The sequence below is a fragment of the Azospirillum sp. B4 genome (assembly GCF_000333275.1).
Classification (GTDB): domain Bacteria; phylum Pseudomonadota; class Alphaproteobacteria; order Azospirillales; family Azospirillaceae; genus Nitrospirillum.
In genome coordinates this window covers 35,119-53,861 of the sequence record NZ_BACU01000528.1, presented here as the reverse complement: position 1 = coordinate 53,861, position 18,743 = coordinate 35,119, and the positions used below count along the sequence as shown (strand labels likewise).

The window sequence follows — 18,743 nt, the reverse complement described above, 5'->3', positions numbered from 1 at the left end:
CAGGGCACCTGCTCCACCGACAGGGCCACGCCGCCGATGGTGACCGGCCCGCCGACCTTGTCCATGGACAGCACGCGATAGTCGCGCATGGCATACTGGCTGCCCAGGTCGTCGTCAGGGATGCCGGCGTCGATGTCGTGGCTGGGATAGACGTAGATCTTGCCGTCGAACACATGCGCCGAGGGGTCGGCCGTGTAGATCTCCGTCACCAGCGGCTGGGACAGGAAATGCTTGCCGTTCAGGGCAACCGGATTCTGGACCGCCGTCGCCGGCGGCTTTTCCTGCGCCAGGGCGCACGTGGCGGCCATGACCGCGCCGACGAAGGGCAAGGTGATCTGCAAGGAACGACGCAACGGAACCTCCCGATGTTTTCTTATGCTTGGCAGCGCCGCGAAAGTTACCGCTAACATTGAGGGAACACAAGGAGGTCCGCGTGGTTGGCGCAGGGAAGGCCAGCTGATCCCGGCCACTGGTTTACCAGCGTCGGTCGTGTGATTCCCGCGCTGTTCAACGCCAATATGCGGGGGCCGCGCTTGAAGGGCGCGCGCGGGCTCACTAGTCTTTGCTCTTCCCTTCGGGACCGCCCCGGCGGCGCCCATCCCCTGTCTCAAGATGGAAGACGGCCTTGGACATACGTGACGGTTTCATTGGCGCGATCGGCCAGACCCCCCTGATCCGGCTGGAGGCCGCGTCCAAGGCCACAGGCTGTGAGATCCTGGCCAAGGCGGAATTCCTCAACCCCGGCGGATCGGTGAAGGACCGCGCGGCCCTGGCCATCGTGCGCGACGCGGTGGCGCGCGGCGTGCTGAAGCCAGGCGGCACCATCGTCGAGGGCACGGCGGGCAACACCGGCATCGGCCTGGCCCTGGTGGGCAACGCCTGGGGCTTCAAGACCGTGATCGTCATGCCCGAGACGCAGAGCCAGGAAAAGAAGGACATGCTGCGCCTGATCGGCGCCGACCTGCGCCTGGTGCCGGCCGTGCCCTATAAGGACCCGGGCAACTACGTCCACGTCAGCCGCCGCATCGCGGAAGAGCTGGCGGCGACGGAGCCCAATGGCGCCGTCTGGGCCAACCAGTTCGACAACCTGGCCAACCGTGAGGGCCACCGCGCCACCACGGGTGTGGAGATCTGGGAACAGACGGACGGCAAGGTCGACGCCTTCACCTGCGCCGTCGGCACCGGCGGCACGCTGGCCGGCGTGGCGCTGGCCTTGAAGGACCGCAACCCCGGCGTCCGCATCGTCATGGCCGATCCGCTGGGCAGCGCCCTCTACAGCTGGAAGAAGACGGGGGAGCTGGCCTCCTCCGGCACCTCCATCACCGAGGGCATCGGCCAAGGCCGCGTCACCGCCAACCTGGTGGACGCGCCCATCGACGACGCCGTGCAGATCCCGGATGAGGAGGCACTGCCCATCATCTTCGACCTGGTGAAGACCCAGGGCCTGGTGGTCGGCGGATCCAGCGGCATCAACGTCGCCGCCGCCATCCGCGTGGCGCGCGACCTGGGACCTGGCCACACCGTGGTGACGATCCTCTGCGACTTCGGCACCCGCTACCAGTCCAAGCTGTTCAACCCGGAATTCCTGCGGGAACGGAACCTGCCCGTCCCCGCCTGGCTGTAAGGAGCCGCGAAAAATGACCGAAAGCGCGCTCGTCACCACCGACTGGCTGGCCCAGCACCTGAACGACCCGGACATCCGGGTGGTGGACGCCAGCTATCACATGCCGGCCGTGCCCCGTGAGGCGAAGGCGGAGTTCTCGGCCCAGCACATCCCCGGCGCCGTCTTCTTCGACATCGACGGCATCGCCGACAAGACCATCCCCCTGCCCCATATGCTGCCCACCGCCGAGGTCTTCGCCCAGGCCGTGACGGCGCTGGGCATCGGCCGCGATAGCACCGTCGTCGTCTATGACGTCTACGACCTGTTCAGCGCCGCGCGGGTGTGGTGGACCTTCCGCATCTTCGGCCATGACAAGGTGTTCGTGCTGGACGGCGGTTTCCCGAAGTGGCTGGCCGAGGGCCGGCCGGTGGAAACGGGCGCCGCCCTGCCGAAGGCCGCGGGCGAGCCCATCGCCGCCCGCCTGAACCCCGCGCTGGTGCGCGACGCCGATGCCCTGCTGGCCAACATCGACCGCCAGGTGGAACAGGTGATCGACGCCCGTTCCCAGGGCCGGTTCGAGGCCACGGCGCCGGAGCCGCGCGCCGGCCTGCGCGGCGGCCACATTCCCGGCAGCCGCAACGTGCCCTTCAACGATCTGATCGCCGGCGGCCGGCTGCGGCCGGTGGAGGAGCTGGCGGCCCGCTTCCAGGATGCCGGGGTGGACGTGAACCGCCCCCTGGTCACCAGCTGCGGCAGCGGCCTGACCGCCGCCATCCTGGCCCTGGCGCTGTATGAGATCGGCCAGCCCGACGTCGCCATCTATGACGGATCATGGACCGAGTGGGGCGGGCGGGCGGACCTGCCCGTCGCCACCGGCCCCGCGTGAGGCTGGTGCCAGCGTGAGACCGATGAAGCCTGAGACCTGGACGCTGCCGGACGACCTGCCGGCCGGCAAGCTGCCCGTGACCATCACCTACCTGGAGATGGCGGAGCCGCCGGCGGGACCGGCGCGCGCGCGGCCGGAGGGCGTGGACGGACCGGTGCGCGCGTGGCCCTGCCCGCCCGCCTATTACCGCTTCCTCTACGACACGGTGGGCGATCCCTGGCTGTGGGAATACCGCCGCCGCATGGCGCCGGAGCGCCTGGCCGAGATTCTCGCCGATCCGGCGGTGGAGGTTCACGTCGTCGCCCTGGGCGGCGTCCCCGCCGGCTATATCGAGCTGGACGCGGAGAAGCTGGCCATGGACGGGACCATGGACGTGGCGTATTTCGGCCTGATGCCCTGGGCCATCGGCCGGGGCATCGGCCCCTGGCTGCTGGACTGGGGCGTGCGGTTGGCCTGGGCCAAGCCGGGCGCCCGGCGCCTGACGGTCAACACCTGCACCTTCGACCACTCGTCGGCGCTGGGCCTTTACCAGCGCATGGGCTTCCGCCCCCTACACACCGAGGACAAGCTGGTGGACGACCCGCGCCTGACCGGCCTGCTGCCCCTGACGGCCGCACCGCACATCCCCTTGGCCCGCCGGCCATAGGCCGGCACCATATGCCGCACCCCCGGGCCGCACGGTTTCGGGAAACACCGGCGTGTCACCCCTAAGGGGCGGGTTGGTGCAATTCTGCGCACAGTCCTGCACAGGAGCCGCCCCGCCATCAGGCAGGGGGCAGGGCGATGACGACCGTTGGCGCGATGGGCGAGGTGCCACCCGGCAAGCTGCCGGTCCTGGTCACCTACATGGAAATGGCCAGGCGGCCGGAAACGCCGGAACGGCCTGTTCCTGACGGGGTTGCCGGTCCGGTCTTGGCCCGGCGCTGCACCCTCGCCTATTATCGCTTTCTCTACGACACGATCGGCGAGCCATGGCTGTGGGAAATCCGGCGGCGCATGGACCAGACTGAACTGGCCCGGATACTGGCCGACCCGGAGGTGGAGGTGCATGTGATCCATGTCGACGGCATGCCCGCCGGCTTTGTGGAACTGGATTGGCGCCTGTTGCCGGCCGACGGCACGGTGGCCATCAACTATCTTGGCCTGATGACCTGGGCCATCGGCCGGGGCCTGGGGGCTTGGCTGCTGGACTGGACGGTTCACCGCGCGTGGGAGCGCCCCCGCGTCCGCCGTCTGACCATCAACACCTGTAGCTTCGACCACCCCGCGGCGTTGCCCCTGTACCTGCGCGCCGGCTTCCGCCGCCTGCGGCAAGACCGGAAGGTGGTGGACGATCCCCGGCGCACGGGCGTGCTTCCCCAGACCGCCGGTCCGCACATCCCGCTGGCCGCGCCCGTCCCTGCGGCCACCAGCCCCCTTGGCCAAACCATACCGCCCCAGATCGGTGATCCACCCCGCCGCCCGATGGCCTTTCGTCCATGACCCTGCTGGCGGCCCTGCGCGCGCCGGAGCTGCGGCTGGCCTTCCGGGTGACCGTGGCCGGCACGGCGGCGTTGGCCATGGCGCGGCTGTTCAACCTGCCGCAGGGTTACTGGGCGGTCATCACCGCCATCATGGTGATGCAGGCCAGCATCGGCGGATCGATGAAGGCGGCTCTGGACCGCTTCGCCGGCACCCTGTCGGGGGCGGCTTGGGGCGCCCTGGTCGCCACCTTCGGGCCGCATGACACCCTGGTCCACCTGTGCCTGACCCTGGCGGCGGCGCTGGCTCCCCTGGCCTGGCTGGCGGCCCGCTATCCGGTTTGCAAACTGGCGCCGGTCACCGCCGTCATCGTGCTGCTGACATCGGTGGGCGGGGCCCAGTCGTCCTTCATGCTGGCGCTGGACCGGGTGCTGGAGATCGTCATGGGCAATGTCATCGGCCTGGGCGTCGCCCTGTTCATCCTGCCGTCACGGGCCCATGACGTGGTGCTGACCACGGCCGCCCGGGTGACCGACCTGTGCGCCGACATGCTGGAGGTGCTGTTGGACCCCGACATGACCGAGGACATGCGCCAGGGAATTTCCAAGCGCCACGCCCAGCTGTGGGCGGCGCTGCGCCCGCTGGACACGGCGGCGGAAGAGGCGCAGCGCGAACGCCGCACCTGGCTGGGCGACCAACGCGACCCGGCGCCGCTGGTGCGCACGCTGACCCGGGTCCGCCATGACCTTGTGATGGTCAGCCGCGCCACCGGCAGCCGCGCGCCCTCCGGCGTGGCCGCCGCCCAGCGGCTGGAGGGTCCGCAGGCGGAGGTGCGCCGGCAGGGCGTCCTCTTCCTGCGCCGCGCTGCCATGGCCATGCGCACGCCCTCGGCGCTGCACGGGCAAGAGCAGATACCGCCCGTCGAGCCGGTGCAAGCCGCGACCCACGCCTATCTGGACATGGTGCAGACCTTGCGGGCGGAGGGCGTGCTGCGGGAGCTGCCGCGCGGCGTGACGGGGCAGATCTACACCCTGTCCTTTGCGCTGGAACAGCTGAGCCAGGACCTGACGGATCTGCATGCGCGAGCGGAGGAGACGATCCCGCCGGTCCGGCGCGGGGAGAAAGCGGCGGAAGTCACGGCCGTCATGGCAGGCGCCGAGCCGCCGGCGGCCGCCCCGCCCCAGGAAACCCCACCACCGGCGTAAGACGGGACGTGGCCACACCACCATCCCGCCTCGCCGTCGGAGGGTGCGAAGAACCGCTTAGCGGGCGGTGTCGGCGACCTGTTCGGCCGGCAGGTTGGAGAAGTCGCGGGCCACCAGCTTCAGGTCGCGGATGGCGCGGTCATAGCTGTTGGCGATAGCGGCGCGGCCATCGGGCGTCCAGGCGATGACACTGCGGGCGCTCAGGTTGTCCAGGCAGCTGAGACGGGCCTCGACGGCCTTGCCATAGGCGCGGACTTCGGCCGTGGCGGCGCTGACCTCAACCGGGGAGGCCTGGGCGGACAGGTGGTTGACCGGGGCGACGGGGGCCTTGCCGCAAGCGCGCTCGACACCCAGAGACTGGGCCATGGCGGGGACGGCGGCGGCGGTGACCAGGCCACCCACGACCAGGGCGGCAAAAACGCGGGAAACGGAAACCATGCTGACACTCCGATGGCGAAAGGTTGTGCCCTTGACGGTCGCGCCCTCCCCAGCGGATGAACCTTGTTCTGAAGCGAAACGGTGATTTCGCATACGCACAGTATTCATTGTGCGTTGCGGCAAAGTTAGAGGCTGCCGGTTGGGGTGTCAACCACGCCCCGAAACCTGATAGCGCTATCATTCCGGGGCCGTCTACCCCGAAGCCGTTGCTTAGAAAGAGAATTATGGTTCTAAGCCTCGCATCCGCATGCAATGCATGCCCGCCATGCGGAAAACGGCAAAAAGGCGACCTGTCAGTGACCGGCCGCCTCTCGGTTAGCGCTGCCAGGGAATTAGGCGGTCACGCCCGCCTATCAGTCCCCGGAAGGCGGGGGAGCCATGGCGGGACCGGCGCTGTGGCCGGCATCGTTGGCGGCAGCGACCTTGGCCAGGCAGGCGCCCCGCGCCTTGGCCTTTGCGGCATAGCTGTTGACGGAGGCCACGAAGGCATCGCCGTTGATGGCGGCCGGGGCCGCGTCCAGACGCTTCAGGGACAGGACGGGCGCCGGGCCGCACGGGCTGGCGGCATCGGCGGCCAGCGCCGCCCCGCTCACCAGAAAAGAGCCGGCCAGGGCCAGCGCCGTGCAGCTGCGGGCAACAATGGACTTGAACATCAGAGTCATCGGTCATCTCCTTGAGAAAACAAGGCTGTATCCTCCTCGACCCGCACCCGCCCCGCCGCGGTCCGGCTGCTTCACCGGTTTGTTAATTTCTCGTTATAGTGGCCGCGTTATGTAATAACGCTACCTTCGACTGTTGGATTTTGTCAACGGCGCCGAAGACACACTGCCGGCGCCTTGGCCATAGGAGGCCCGGAGAAAAAGGTAGAGGCGGCAGCCATTGCTCGTGCCATCCGGTCCTGGAAGGACGGACCAACCGGTCGAGCGCATGGCTGGTATGCACCACCGCGCCCCTGCCACAGGCTGGTCCTCGCCGGATGGGCAGGTACCCTCCTTCCCAGGAAAGGCCAAGCCGCACAAGGCGATGGCCACAACAACAAGGGGCGGTCAGATGGGTAAGGGACAGCGGCGTTTCGGCTGGGTCGCGGCACTGGGTATTGGTCTGGTCGCTGGCGCGCCGGCCTACGCGGGGGACCGCGAACAGGCACAGGCCACGGTGGACACCCGAGCGGCGGTGGAGCAGCCCAAGATCATCGCCTGGCGCCGCGACATCCATGAGCATCCCGAATTGGGCAACCAGGAGACGCGTACCGCGGCACTGGTGGCCAAACACCTGAAAAGCCTGGGGCTGGAGGTGCGCACCGGCGTCGCCAAGACCGGCGTCGTCGCCGTGCTGAAGGGCGGGAAGCCCGGCCCGGTGGTGGCGCTGCGCGCCGACATGGACGCCCTGCCGGTGACGGAGCAGGTGGACCTGCCCTTCGCCTCCAAGGTGAAGACCCAGTACAACGGGGCGGAAGTGGGCGTGATGCACGCCTGCGGCCATGACACCCACGTCGCGATGCTGATGGGTGTGGCCGAGGTGCTGGCGGGAATGAAGGACCAGCTGCCCGGCACGGTGAAGTTCATCTTCCAGCCGGCCGAGGAGGGCCTAGCCAAGGGCGAGGTCGGCGGGGCGGAACAGATGCTGAAGGAAGGCGCGTTCGAAAATCCGAAGCCGGACGCCGTCTTCGGCGTGCACGTCATTTCCACCCTGCATGCCGGTGATGTCGGCTATCGCCCCGGCGCCTTCATGGCGTCGGCGGATGAGTTCACCATCACCGTGCACGGCAAGCAGAGCCATGGCGCCCTGCCCTGGACCGGCGTCGACCCCATCGTCACCGCTTCCCAGATCGTGCTGGGCCTGCAGACCATTGAGAGCCGGCAGATGGAGGTGATCAAGGAGCCGTCCATCCTGAGCGTGGGCAGCATCCACGGCGGCAACCGCAACAACATCATCCCCGACACGGTGACCCTGAACGGCACCATCCGCGCCTTCGACGAAGGCATGCGCGAGGATATTGACAAGCGGTTGCGCCGCACCGCCACCGGCATCGCGGAGGCCGCCGGCGCCACCGCCGAGGTGGACGTGGTCAAGGGCTATCCCGTCACCTTCAACAATCCCGAACTGACGGCCAAGATCGTGCCCACCCTGCAGCGGGTGGCCGGCAAGGATCATGTGAAGCTGATCGACAAGGTGACCCCGTCGGAAGACTTCTCCTACTTCGAGCAGGCGGTACCGGGCGTCTACCTGTTCGTCGGCGTCACGCCGGCCAATGTCGAGCTGTCCAAGGCCCCGTCCAACCACTCGCCCAAGTTCTTCGTGGACGAGTCCGGCCTGATCGTCGGGGCCCGCACCCTGGCCCACCTGACAGTGGATTATCTGTACGGACTGTAAGCGTGACGCGGCGGCGGCCTCATTCTTTCCCGGAAATGGGGCCGCCGCCGAAAAGGCAAGATCAGAACTTCGTGTCCAGGCGGATATAGACCTGCCTGCCCAGGGCATCCTCCAGACTGGGCAGATACCCCGTGAACTTCGCCCAGGGCGGATCGCGGTCCAGCAGGTTCACGGCGCCCACGCTGACCCGGACGGCGTCCGTCGCCTGAAAGGCGTATTGGGCGTCCCAGACCACCCAGGCCCCGACCGTGGCGGAACTGGCCGCCCCCAGGTTCACGCCGTAATCGTCCACCACGCCGGAGGTGTAGCGCATGGTCACCGTGGCGGTGTGGGGTCCGTGTTCCCAGGTCAGATAGGTGTTGTCGCGCCAGCGTGGCGTGACGGGGGCGAAACTATTGGCGTTGCGGTGGCCCACCACCTCATACACCGGCGCGCCGGGGCTGTTCTGGATCTCATAGCTGTGGATGTAGGCCAGCGTGCTGCGCAGGGTCAGCTGGTGATCGTCCAGGTCCCAGGTGTAGGCGGCGGAGACATCGACACCATCGGTCTTCACGGCACCGGCGTTGAAGTAGCCGACGTTGACGCCCACCAGGGTGCCGCTGGCGTCACGGATGACCGCCGGACCGGTGGGATCGGCGTTGATCACAGCCTGCGCGTTCTGCAGCGCGATCTTCTTCTTGAAATCATAGTTCCAGTAATCGACCGAAACCTCGGCATGGCGGATGGGAGTCCAGGTGATGCCCAGGTCATAGTTGGTGGAGGTTTCCGGCTGCAGCTTGTTGTTGGGCACGGTGTTCACGTTGCGGAACGTGCCCTTGTCGCCGGCCACCAGCGGATCGTACAGGTTGGAGGTGCCGCTGGTGGCGGCGCTGCCCACCGACTGGGCCAGGGCCGGCGCGCGGAAGGCGGTACTGGCCGCCGCCCGCAGGGTCAGCTCCGGCGTGGCGTGCCAGTTGACGCCGATCTTGGGATCGACGCTGTCGAAGGGGCCGTAGTCCTCATACCGGATGGCGCCGTCGACATAGAGATCCTTCAGGATGGGCAGGCCCAGTTCGGCGAAGCCGCTGCCGATCTGGCGGGTGCCCGAGCCGGACACGCCCGGCGGCAGATAGGCGGTGCGCCCACTGGTGCGGAAGGCGTCATAGAGGATGGACCGGTATTCGTTACGGAACTGGCCGCCCACCGCCAGGGCGCTGGTGCCGCCCGGCAGGTCGAACAGCTTCCCCGTCACCACCCCTTCCGCGATCATGTATTCCGACACCGTGCGTGACGTGGTGTAGGTGAAGAACTGGTCGACGACCGCCTGGCTGTTGATCTTCTGGTCTTTGCCAAAGGGGCTGAAATAGGAACAGCCGTTGGTGCCAGGGGCAAAGCTGGCGGTGCCGTTGAAGGACACCGGGCAACCGGCGCCGCCGTAGCCATTGACGGCGTATTGCAGGGACACCAGGTCGGTTTCCTTGACGTCATAGACCTGCTGCTCGCGGGAGTAGACACCGTCGAGGGAGTATTCCCAGTCGCTCCACAGCTTGCCTTTGGCGCCCAGCACCAGGTGCGTGCCGGTCAGGTTGGTCTTGTCGTCATCATAGGGGCCGTTCACGCCCAGGACGCGGCCCAAGAAGGTGACGGGCACACCGAAGGGATTGCCCGGGTTGCTGGCCGGCACGACGATGCTGCCCCGGGTGATGGGCGTGCTGGCCACGCCGTAACGGTCGGAGTCCTGGAAGTAATAGCGGCCTTCGAAGAAGATCTGCTGCGTGTCGGTCAGGTCATAGGTGCCCGACAGATGCGACAGCACCTGCTTGTAGGCCGGCTGGATCGGGTTCATGGCCTGATAGCTGAACTGGCAGGCGCCCAGGGGGAAGCTGCTACCGACGAACACGCCGCCGGTGCCGGGCACGTCGCAACTGGGGTCCGCCACCTGCACGTTCCTGGTGGCCGTCGCCGTGGGGCTGGCCCCGGCGGCCACGCGGGCGGCCACGGTGTTGTTGTACAACTGGGTATAGTTGATGGCGCCGTTCACGCCGTTGTCGATGATGACGTCGCCACCGCTGGCCGTGTGCGGCGCCGATGACAGGATGTAGTTGCCCGGCTGGGACGTGCCGGACGGGCTGTAGAAGTTGGTCACCCGGCGCTGGGAATTCTGCAGGTTCTTCTGGTGTTCATAGCTGAACGACCCGACGACATGGAAACGGTCGTTGCCACCACCGTACATGCCCTCGGCCAGATACTTCGGCGCCCCGTCGATGAAGGTGTACTGGCCGCCCGCGGCCACGCCGTTGAACTTGTCATCGGTGATGAAGTTCATGACGCCGGCGATGGCGTCGGACCCGTACAGCGCCGAGGCGCCGTCCAGCACCGTTTCCACCCGCTGGATTTCGATCAGCGGCACCAGGGTGTTCAGGTTGACGTAGGGGTTGAGGTTGCTGTCGGTATCGGTGGCCGCCGTCCGGCGGCCGTTCAACAGCACCAGGGTGGAGGACGGCCCCAGGCCGCGCAGGTTCGCGGAGCGGGAGCCGTGGTTCTCCGGGCCCCCTTTGGACAGATCCTGCGCGCCGCCCATGCTGCCGATATTGGCCGGCGTCAAGTTGGTCAACTGGCTGAGGTTGCTGATGCCCGAGCGGCTGATGGCGTCACGGTCCAGGGTCTGGGTGGGATCGGGAATATCGGCCTGGCTTTTCACCTTGAGGTAGGTGCCAGTCACGACAATCTCGGCAAGGCTACCGTCTTCCTGATCCGCGTCTTTCTGCTGGGCACCAGCCGAACCAATGCCAACGCATAAAGAAATCAAGGCAGCCAGCGAAGCGGTCGCCCGCAAACGGGTCCGCAAGCCAGGCACGGCTATTCTTCCTGTTTTCATTATTTCCCTCCCCGACTGGCATTTTACGCCGTCCCACGACGGCATCGCCTTCTCTATTCATGAGGAGTATTGTTAGCGACGTTAGATTTGTAAAATTTGTTTTTTGCATGCATTAATAATTTATTCTTATAAGTGCGACCATCATAAAACTGCTCCGCCATGCGGGCCAGCAATTGTGATGAATGGCAGTGCCGTGATAAGAAATTTATATGGACGTCAATCTTCGACAGATCCGCGCCTTCCTGGCGGTGGTCGGGCTGGGCGGCTTCACCCGGGCCGCGGCCGCGCTGAACATTTCCCAGCCGGCGCTGACCATCCGCATCCGCCAGTTGGAGGACCAGGTCGGCCTGCGTCTGTTCGATCGCAACACCCGGTCGGTGCAGTTGACCCGTGTGGGCCAGGAACTGCTGCCGGTGTTCCAGCGCCTGATGAAGGATTTCGACGGCGCCATGGCAGATATCCGGGAATTCTCGGAAGAGCCGCGCGGCACCATCCGCGTCGCGGTTCTGCCCAGTTTCGCCGCCGGCCCCCTGCCCGCGCTGATCGCGGACTTCCGCGCCCGCAACCCGCGCGTCTCCTTCGTGCTGAAGGACGCGGTGGGCAAGCGCGTGCTGGCCATGGTGCGCAATGACGAGGTGGACTTCGGCATCGGTGTGGGCGGCGTGGACGAACCGGACCTGGATACCATCGACGTGTGCGAGGACCGCCTGGTGCTGGTCTATCCCCAGGGCCATGCGGTCGGCGACCTGCCGCTCGCCTCGGTACCGGTCATTTCGCACTTCCCACTGGTGCTGATGGACAAGGACACCAGCGTCCGCCGCCTGGTGGACGAGGCGTTCGCCGCGGCCGGCTCCATCGCCACCCCGGCGTGCGAGGCGACCTATATGTCCACGGCAGTCAGCATGGTGCGCGCCGGCCTGGGCCTGGCCATCCTGCCGGCGTCGGCCATCGAGATCCGGGGCTTCGCCGACATCGCCACGCGGCCGATCGACGATGCCGGCTTTGTCCGCCGCATTGTCATCATCAAGCGCCGGGGAAGCTCACTGCTGCCGGCGGTTGAGGAATTCACCAAGGCGCTGCTGGCCGCCGCCACGGCCTGCCCGGCGACCTCAGGCGGATGCCTCGATCTCCAGATCCAGGATGGCGGAGCTGAGGCACTTGCCGTGGGCGTCCAGGGCCAGTGACCGGGTGACACCGCCGCCCAGCGTGCGGGTCAGGACGAAGTTCAGCGCCCCCAGCCCCGGCAAGGCGTAGCGTACCACCTCTCCCTGGACCAGCGCCCCCAGGTGCCGGCGCACCCGCTCCACCGTCACCGCCGCCTCCAGCCGGGCGTAGTCCTCCAGCCGGTAGGCGATGACGGAGATGTTGGAGGTGTTGCCCTTGTCCCCCGTGCGGGAATGGGCGAGATCGCGCAGCTTCACGGCCGAACCTCCATCATGTGCACCTGCGGACTGACCAGATCGCGGGGGATCAGGGTTGACTGCACGGCGATGACCTCCTTGGCTGTCTTGGTGGCGCCGCCGCCGCCGGCCGGGCCGTTGGTGTACAGGCCCTCCACCTCGTTGCCGATGCGCTCGGCGTCCTTTCGGGCATGGGTGCGGCCGGCGACGCGCAGGCGGACCTCATACGGTTCCGCCGCCGCCGCCGACAACTCCGGCCCATGGATGGCGTCCACGCCGATGAGGTCAAACCGCGCCTCGCGCAACGGGAGGCCGATGATGCGCAGCCGTTCCGCCACGATGTCGCGGGCCAGCCGCGCGCGCGCCAGGGCCCCGGGGCCGGCGTAGGAGATCTGGCCCTCGCCGATGTAACCGTCGCCATACCCCAGCGAAACCTTGAGGCTGCCTGGCCGCGCGCCGCCGCCGCCGCCATCCACCCGCACCTGGTCGGGGCCCGCCTCGGTGATCGTCACGCCGCTGAAATCGGCCGCCACGTCCGGCGTCAGGTACCGCGCGGGATCGTGCACCTCATACAGCAGCTGTTCCCGGCAGGTGGCGCCGGTGATCAGGCCGCCGCTGCCCGCCACCTTGGTGATGAGGGCCGCGCCATCGGCCGCGACCTCGGCGATGGGAAAACCCAGCCGCGCCAGATTGGGCACATCCTTGTAGCCCGGGTCGGCGAAATAGCCGCCGCTGACCTGGCCCGCGCATTCCATGAGATGACCGACCAGCGTGCCTTTGCCCATCAGCGCCCAGTCGTCGGCCGCCCAACCGAATTCATGGACCAGGGGCGCCAGGAACAGCGACGGATCCGCCACCCGGCCGGTGATGACCACGTCGGCCCCCCCCTTCAGCGCCCGCACGATGGGCTCGGCCCCCAGATAGGCGTTGGCCGACACCAGGCTATCGCCCAGGCTGGCGACGGGGGCGCCCGTCTCCTCGATAATCAAATCCTGGCGGGCGCGGATGATTTCCGCCACGTCGTCGCCAGTGACGATGGCGATGCGCAGCGGCCCCAACCCCAGGGACCTGGCCACGGCCGCCACGGCGGCGCCGGCGGCATGGGGATTGGCGGCCCCCATGTTGGTGATGATGGTGATGCCGTTGCGTCGGCAGGCGGGCAGCACCGCCGCCATGCGGTCGGCCAGCAGGGGGTCGAAGCCGGCGGCGGGGTCGCGGCGCTTGGCCTGCTGGGCCAGGGCGATGGTCCGTTCCGCAAGGCATTCGAAGACGAGATAGCGGATGTCCCCCGCCTCGGCCAGTTCCACCGCCGGCTCGATACGGTCGCCGGAATAGCCGGCGCCGGTGCCTAGTCTGACGCGCTTCAACGCGGATGCCTCCTGATCACGGGCCCTATAGAGGCAGCACGCCGATGACGACGGCCACCGCCGTCATCATCAGCGTGGCGCCGAACAGATAGGGGATGCTGAATTTCTGATGCTCACCCAGGCCGATGCCGGTCAACCCGATCACCAGGAAGGTGGCGGGCGTCAGCGGACTAACCGGGAAGCCGGTCGTCATCTGGCCCAGAACGGCGGCCTGGGCGATGTGCACCGGCTGGCCGCCCAGGCCGCCATGGACCGAGGCGATGACCGGCAGGACCCCGAAATAGAAGGAGTCGGGATCGAACAGCAGGCTGAGCGGCATGGACAGCACGCCCAGGATGACGGGCAGGTGGCCCGCCATGCCCTGGGGCATCACCGCCACCGCGGCGGCGGCCATGGCCTTCAGCATGCCGCTGCCCTGCATGATGCCGGTGAAGGCGCCCGCCGCCAACAGGATGCCGGCCATCATCAAGGCCGCCTTGGCATGGGCGTCCACCCGCCGGCGCTGTTCCGCCACGTCGGGATAGTTCAGCACCAGGGCCGCCGCCGTGCCCAGCATGAACATGACCACCGGATCCACCCAACCCGCCACCATCACCGTCATGACGGTGATGGTCAGGACCAGGTTCACCCAGAACAGACGCGGACGGCGCAAGGCCCGCTCCTCCTCGCTCAGGGGGCGGTCGGTCAGGATCGTGGCGCCGGATGCCGCGCCGATGCCGGTCCGGGCCAGGCGCCGCTCCTCCCGCCGGCCCAGCCACCAGGCGGTGGCGAAGACGAAGGCCAGGCCCGCCGCCTGCACTGGCACCAGCGGCCGGAAGATATCGGACACCGGCAGGTGCAGGGCCGCCGCCGCGCGGATCATGGGGCCGGTCCAGGGCAGGAAGTTGACACCCGCCGCCAGGGAGGTGACACAGGCCAGGACCCGCCGGTCCATGCCCAGCCGGTCGAACAGGGGCAGCATGGCGGGAATGGTCACCAGGAAGGTGACCGCCCCCGACCCATCCAGATGGATCAGCAGGGCCAGGAAGGCGGCGCCGACGGTGATGCGCCAGGGCCGCTGACCGACCAAGCGCAGGATGCGGCCGATGATGGGATCCAGCAGGCCGGCGTCGGTGACCACGCCAAAATAGAGGATGGCGAAGACGAACATGCCGGCCACCGGGGCGATGGCCTTGATGCCGTCCAGGATGAAGCGGCTGGTGCCCAGGCCGAAGCCGCCCAGCAGCGCGGCGGCCACCGGTACCGCGATCAGGGCCACCAAGGGTGAGAGCCGGTTGCTAAGTATGGCCAGGAAAAGGACGATGACCGTGCCGAAGCCCAGTGCCGCGAGCATGCCTGATCCCCCTTCCCCCCAACGGTCCGTCCAGCCGGGCACCGCCCGGGGATCCCCACAGCCTTTGGCCCCACAGCAGTGGCCCCATGGTTTTGGACGCCCCGTCGGCACCGTTCGGTCTCCAGGGTGAGGGAGGACAGGACGATAAGGGAAATAGATTTGTTCTATATTTATGATAGGAAAGTTTAATGAATTCCCCGGCCGCCCGTTGTGGGTCCGCCGGTGATAATCAAAATCTATCAATCGCATAAAGTTAATCTAATTCCGTCATGCCCGCCGCCATGGCATTCCCGGTGGACAGATAAAGCGGCTCATGGGGAGAGGGCGATGGGTGCGAAGACCTGGGCGGGGGCGGCCGCCGGCACGCTGATGGCATGGGCGGTGGCGGCACCGGGGGCGTGGGCGGCCGATTGCGGCGCCCTGGCCGGGCAAACCCTGCCGGAAGCGCATATCCTGTCGGCGGAGGTAGTGCCCGCGGGGCCCTACAAGGCGCCGGACGGCGCCATCACCTTTCCCGACCTGCCCGCCTTCTGCCGCGTCGTCGCGATGGCGGAAACCAATGTGAAGGTGGAGATGTGGCTGCCCCAGGCGGGATGGAACGGCCGCCTGCAGGGCGTGGGCAATGGTGGCTTCGCCGGCGCCGTCAGCTACTACACCATGGGTCCTGCGCTGAAGGCTGGCTATGCCGTGGCCGGCACCGACACCGGCCACGGCCCGGCGGAGGGCAAGCCCGGCACCCGGCTGGACTGGATGCATGACCCGGTTCAGCTGGACAACTGGGGCCACAGCTCCATCCACCGCATGACGGTGGCGGCCAAGGCCATCATCCGCGCCCGCTACGGCACCGCCGCCTCCCACGCCTATTTCGAGGGCTGTTCCACCGGCGGCGCCCAGGCCATGGCGGAGGCGGAGTATTTCCCGGGCGACTATGACGGCATCCACGCCGGGGCGCCGGGCATGAATTACACCCACCTGATGATGAGCTTCCTGTGGAGTTCGCGGGCCACGCTGCTGGATTCCGCCAGCACCCTGCCCCCGGAGAAACTGACCTTGCTGCACCAGGCGGTGTTGAACGCCTGCGACGCCGACGATGGCGTCAAGGACGGGGTGATCGAGGATCCCCAAACCTGCCATTTCGACCCCGCCCCCTTGCAATGCGCCCCCGGGGCGGATGCCGCCACCTGCCTAACGGCGCCCCAAGTGGCGGCGGCGCGCGCGCTCTATGCCGGTCCACGCAACCCGCACACGGGCGAGGCGATCTATCCCGGGCTGGCGCGGGGCAGCGAATGGGGCTGGGACCTGCAGCAGGGCAAGCTGCTGGAGGCCTACGTCATCCCCCTGTTCCAGAACATGGTCTATGACGACCTGGCCTGGCGCTGGCAGGACTTCGACTTCGACCGCGACGTGACGCTGACCGACGGCAAGGTCGGCGCCATCATCACCTCGGTGACGCCGGACCTGACCGCCTTCCAGGCCCGCGGCGGCAAGCTGATCCTGAGCCAAGGCTGGGCCGACCAGTTCAACGCCCAGACCTACCCCATCGCGTATTACCACGCCGTGGCGGGCACCACGGATCCGGCCCAGGCCCGGCACCGGCTGGGCGGCTATTTCCGCCTGTTCATGGCGCCGGGCATGGGACATTGCTTCGGCGGCCCCGGCCCCAACCGCTTCGACGCCGTCACGGCGCTCCGCGCCTGGGTGGAACGGGGCAAGGCGCCCGACCGGCTGGTGGCGACCAAGTATGCCGATGACCGGGACACGGCCTCGCCCGTGCTGCGGACGCGTCCCCTGTGCCCCTACCCCAGCGTCGCCCGCTGGACCGGCAAGGGCTCAACCGACAAGGCGGAAAACTTCATCTGCGCCCGGAGCGGCCAAGAGCGGGGGTGATGGGAAGACGCCAGCGGGCGCAACGGCCAGCGGGCGCAACGGAGGCATGACGGCGGGCGGCGGCGGGGCCGCTTCCCTGGGGCCGGTACCGGTGCCAAGATGGCGGCTCCTTTCCGTTTCGATCCTGAAGTCCATGTCTGACGACACAAAAAGCGCTGGCGACACGACAAGCCCCGCCACCCTGCTGGTCCATGCCGGCCGCAACCCGCAGGACAATTACGGCGTGGTCAACGTGCCGCCCTACCGCGCCTCCACCATCCTGTTCTCCTGCCTGGATGAGTTGGAAGGGCATGACCCTGAGCACCGGGCGCCGCGCTATGGCCGCCGATCCACCCCCTCCAGCCTGGCGTTCGAGGACGCGGTGGCGGCGCTGGAGGGCGGGCACCGGGCGGTGGTTGCCAGTTCCGGCCTGGCCGCGGTCACCACGGCGCTGCTGGCCTATGCCGAGGCCGGCAGCCACCTGCTGGTGGCCGACACCGTCTATGGCCCGTCGCGCGATTTCTGCGACAGGGTGCTGGCCCGCCTGGGCGTGGCCGTGGAGTATGTCGACCCGCTGATCGGCGCCGACATCGCCCACAAGCTGCGCCCCGAGACCACGGCCATCCTGCTGGAATCCCCGGGGTCATTGACCTTCGAGGTGCAGGACATCCCGGCCATATCCCGCGCCGCCCGCAACCGCGGCGTGGCCGTGCTGGTGGACAGCACCTGGTCGGCCGGGATCTGCAGCAAGCCGTTGGACCTGGGTGCCGACGTCGTCATCCACGCCGCGACCAAGTACTTCGTGGGCCATGCCGACGCCACCGTGGGCGTCATCGTCGGCACGCGGGAGGGATGGCAGCGGGTGAAGAACACGGCGCTGCAGCTGGGCCAGAACGTCGGGGGTGACGACCTCTACCTCGCCCTGCGGGGCCTGCGCACCCTGTCCGCCCGCATGGCCCGCCACCAGGAGACGGCGCTGGCCATCGGCCGCTGGCTGAAGGGTCGGGCGGAGGTGCAGCGCGTGCTGCACCCGGCCTTCCCCGACTGCCCCGGCCATGAAACGTGGAAGCGTGACTTCACCGGGTCCAGCGGCCTGTTCACGGTGGAACTGAAGAAGCAGCCGCGCGCCGCCGTGGCCGCGCTGGTCGATGGCATGGAACAGTTCGGCATGGGCTTCAGCTGGGGCGGTTTCGAATCCCTGATCCTGCCCACCGACCCGCGCAAAATCCGCACGGCCACGCCCTGGACGGGCACCGGCACCCTGATACGCCTGCATGCCGGGCTGGAAGATGCCGACGACCTGATCCGCGATCTGGAAAAGGGCTTCGCCCGCATGAACGGGGCCACCGCATGACCGCCATTCCCTATCCCCTGCCCGAGGACGCGGTCGCGGCCACCGTGGCCGCCATCCGCTTCGACGCCAACGGCCTGGTGCCGGCCATCGCCCAGCAGTTCGATACTGGCGAGGTGCTGATGATGGCGTGGATGAACGCCCAGTCCGTGGCGGAAAGCCTGTCCACCGGACGGGTCTGCTATTGGTCGCGATCCCGCCAGGCGTTCTGGCGCAAGGGCGACACCTCGGGCCAGGTCCAGCATTTGCGGGAACTGCGGGTGGACTGCGACGGCGACACGCTGCTGCTGCTGGTCGACCAGGTGGGCGTGGCCTGCCACACCGGCCGCCGGTCCTGCTTTTACCGCGCGGCGACGCCGGAAGGGCTGAGCATCATCGCCGATGTGGTCACCGATCCCCTGGACTTGTATCCCGCGCATGGCCACGAACACGACGCAACTTAGCTAAAAGGCCAGCAATCCACTTCCGTTTCCAGTATTGTCCCAATTGATGGTGGCCATTTGGGCGCCGACCATTTTGGCGGTAAGCTGGCCTGTCCGGTTTTTGGGTGGAACCGGCGGGTTCAGCGGGGGAAATCTCGTATGACTGGCGCTGATCGGGGGG

17 protein-coding genes are annotated in these 18,743 nt (G+C 67.9%); 10 read left to right on the top strand and 7 right to left on the bottom strand.

All coding sequences use genetic code 11. From position 1 onward, the window contains the following. The coding region (locus I55_RS23705) for a hypothetical protein (RefSeq protein ID WP_199902696.1) at positions 1–353 on the bottom strand (353 nt) is incomplete at its 3' end. A gap of 272 nt (positions 354–625) precedes the next feature. Between I55_RS23705 and I55_RS23700 the strand changes: the two genes are divergently transcribed. The 5 genes from I55_RS23700 to I55_RS23680 all read left to right on the top strand — a co-directional run bounded on the left by I55_RS23700 (position 626) and on the right by I55_RS23680 (position 5,155). Next, entirely contained in the window at positions 626–1,624 is a 999-nt protein-coding gene (locus I55_RS23700; protein ID WP_044563090.1) for a cysteine synthase A, read from the top strand. 13 nt (positions 1,625–1,637) lie between these two features. After that, complete coding sequence (gene sseA / locus I55_RS23695) at positions 1,638–2,489, top strand: 3-mercaptopyruvate sulfurtransferase (protein WP_044563089.1); 852 nt, start codon at positions 1,638–1,640, stop codon at positions 2,487–2,489. 22 nt (positions 2,490–2,511) lie between these two features. Continuing rightward, a complete protein-coding gene (locus tag I55_RS23690) occupies positions 2,512–3,135 on the top strand; it encodes a GNAT family N-acetyltransferase (RefSeq protein ID WP_044563087.1) in 624 nt (207 codons plus the stop codon). A gap of 137 nt (positions 3,136–3,272) precedes the next feature. Then, a complete protein-coding gene (locus tag I55_RS23685) occupies positions 3,273–3,971 on the top strand; it encodes a GNAT family N-acetyltransferase (protein ID WP_252181287.1) in 699 nt (232 codons plus the stop codon). Then, a complete protein-coding gene (locus I55_RS23680; RefSeq protein WP_049974437.1) occupies positions 3,968–5,155 on the top strand; it encodes an FUSC family protein in 1,188 nt (395 codons plus the stop codon). Before I55_RS23685 ends, I55_RS23680 begins: the two co-directional genes overlap by 4 nt. 57 nt (positions 5,156–5,212) lie before the next feature. Here I55_RS23680 and I55_RS23675 read toward each other — a convergent pair whose 3' ends face one another. Together I55_RS23675 and I55_RS23670 are read right to left on the bottom strand one after the other, a co-directional pair. Continuing rightward, a complete protein-coding gene (locus tag I55_RS23675) occupies positions 5,213–5,593 on the bottom strand; it encodes a hypothetical protein (RefSeq protein ID WP_044563086.1) in 381 nt (126 codons plus the stop codon). Between the two features lie 353 nt (positions 5,594–5,946). After that, a complete protein-coding gene (locus tag I55_RS23670) occupies positions 5,947–6,255 on the bottom strand; it encodes a hypothetical protein (protein ID WP_148293928.1) in 309 nt (102 codons plus the stop codon). 388 nt (positions 6,256–6,643) lie between these two features. Between I55_RS23670 and I55_RS23665 the strand changes: the two genes are divergently transcribed. Continuing rightward, positions 6,644–7,966 carry an amidohydrolase gene (locus tag I55_RS23665; protein WP_044563084.1) on the top strand — a complete coding sequence of 441 codons (1,323 nt, stop codon included), beginning with the start codon at positions 6,644–6,646 and terminating at the stop codon, positions 7,964–7,966. 61 nt (positions 7,967–8,027) lie between these two features. Here I55_RS23665 and I55_RS23660 read toward each other — a convergent pair whose 3' ends face one another. Further along, positions 8,028–10,667 carry a TonB-dependent receptor domain-containing protein gene (locus tag I55_RS23660; RefSeq protein ID WP_044563083.1) on the bottom strand — a complete coding sequence of 880 codons (2,640 nt, stop codon included), beginning with the start codon at positions 10,665–10,667 and terminating at the stop codon, positions 8,028–8,030. Between the two features lie 365 nt (positions 10,668–11,032). Between I55_RS23660 and I55_RS23655 the strand changes: the two genes are divergently transcribed. Next, on the top strand, positions 11,033–12,007 hold the full coding sequence (locus I55_RS23655) for a LysR family transcriptional regulator (protein WP_064742530.1): 975 nt from the start codon (positions 11,033–11,035) through the stop codon (positions 12,005–12,007). Here the strand turns inward: I55_RS23655 and I55_RS23650 are convergent. Genes I55_RS23650 through I55_RS23640 form a run of 3 tightly spaced genes read right to left on the bottom strand, consistent with a single transcriptional unit; the run spans position 11,933 to position 14,923 of the window. Next, positions 11,933–12,244, bottom strand: coding sequence for a hypothetical protein (locus tag I55_RS23650; RefSeq protein ID WP_044563081.1), 312 nt, complete (start codon positions 12,242–12,244; stop codon positions 11,933–11,935). The genes I55_RS23655 and I55_RS23650 overlap by 75 nt on opposite strands. After that, entirely contained in the window at positions 12,241–13,590 is a 1,350-nt protein-coding gene (locus I55_RS23645) for an acyclic terpene utilization AtuA family protein (RefSeq protein ID WP_044563080.1), read from the bottom strand. The genes I55_RS23650 and I55_RS23645 overlap by 4 nt, the downstream gene beginning before the upstream one ends. A 25-nt stretch (positions 13,591–13,615) precedes the next feature. Continuing rightward, entirely contained in the window at positions 13,616–14,923 is a 1,308-nt protein-coding gene (locus I55_RS23640) for a CitMHS family transporter (protein ID WP_044563079.1), read from the bottom strand. Positions 14,924–15,250: 327 nt separating this feature from the next. Between I55_RS23640 and I55_RS23635 the strand changes: the two genes are divergently transcribed. The 3 genes from I55_RS23635 (at position 15,251) to hisI (ending at position 18,583) form a co-directional block, all read left to right on the top strand. Beyond that, on the top strand, positions 15,251–16,810 hold the full coding sequence (locus tag I55_RS23635; RefSeq protein WP_044563078.1) for a tannase/feruloyl esterase family alpha/beta hydrolase: 1,560 nt from the start codon (positions 15,251–15,253) through the stop codon (positions 16,808–16,810). Between the two features lie 133 nt (positions 16,811–16,943). After that, the gene (gene metC, locus I55_RS23630; protein ID WP_044563076.1) at positions 16,944–18,143 is read left to right on the top strand and encodes a cystathionine beta-lyase; all 1,200 of its coding nucleotides are present in this window, start codon (positions 16,944–16,946) and stop codon (positions 18,141–18,143) included. Next, positions 18,140–18,583, top strand: coding sequence for a phosphoribosyl-AMP cyclohydrolase (hisI, locus tag I55_RS23625; RefSeq protein ID WP_044563075.1), 444 nt, complete (start codon positions 18,140–18,142; stop codon positions 18,581–18,583). Before metC ends, hisI begins: the two co-directional genes overlap by 4 nt. Positions 18,584–18,743 lie beyond the last annotated feature (160 nt).

Coding starts and splice junctions, on each gene's coding strand:
- sseA (WP_044563089.1), top strand. CDS start 1,638: ATGACCGAAAGCGCGCTCGTCACCACCGACTGGCTGGCCCAGCACCTG.
- I55_RS23690 (WP_044563087.1), top strand. CDS start 2,512: ATGAAGCCTGAGACCTGGACGCTGCCGGACGACCTGCCGGCCGGCAAG.
- I55_RS23685 (WP_252181287.1), top strand. CDS start 3,273: ATGACGACCGTTGGCGCGATGGGCGAGGTGCCACCCGGCAAGCTGCCG.
- I55_RS23680 (WP_049974437.1), top strand. CDS start 3,968: ATGACCCTGCTGGCGGCCCTGCGCGCGCCGGAGCTGCGGCTGGCCTTC.
- I55_RS23675 (WP_044563086.1), bottom strand. CDS start 5,593: ATGGTTTCCGTTTCCCGCGTTTTTGCCGCCCTGGTCGTGGGTGGCCTG.
- I55_RS23670 (WP_148293928.1), bottom strand. CDS start 6,255: ATGACTCTGATGTTCAAGTCCATTGTTGCCCGCAGCTGCACGGCGCTG.
- I55_RS23665 (WP_044563084.1), top strand. CDS start 6,644: ATGGGTAAGGGACAGCGGCGTTTCGGCTGGGTCGCGGCACTGGGTATT.
- I55_RS23655 (WP_064742530.1), top strand. CDS start 11,033: ATGGACGTCAATCTTCGACAGATCCGCGCCTTCCTGGCGGTGGTCGGG.
- I55_RS23640 (WP_044563079.1), bottom strand. CDS start 14,923: ATGCTCGCGGCACTGGGCTTCGGCACGGTCATCGTCCTTTTCCTGGCC.
- I55_RS23635 (WP_044563078.1), top strand. CDS start 15,251: ATGGGTGCGAAGACCTGGGCGGGGGCGGCCGCCGGCACGCTGATGGCA.
- metC (WP_044563076.1), top strand. CDS start 16,944: ATGTCTGACGACACAAAAAGCGCTGGCGACACGACAAGCCCCGCCACC.
- hisI (WP_044563075.1), top strand. CDS start 18,140: ATGACCGCCATTCCCTATCCCCTGCCCGAGGACGCGGTCGCGGCCACC.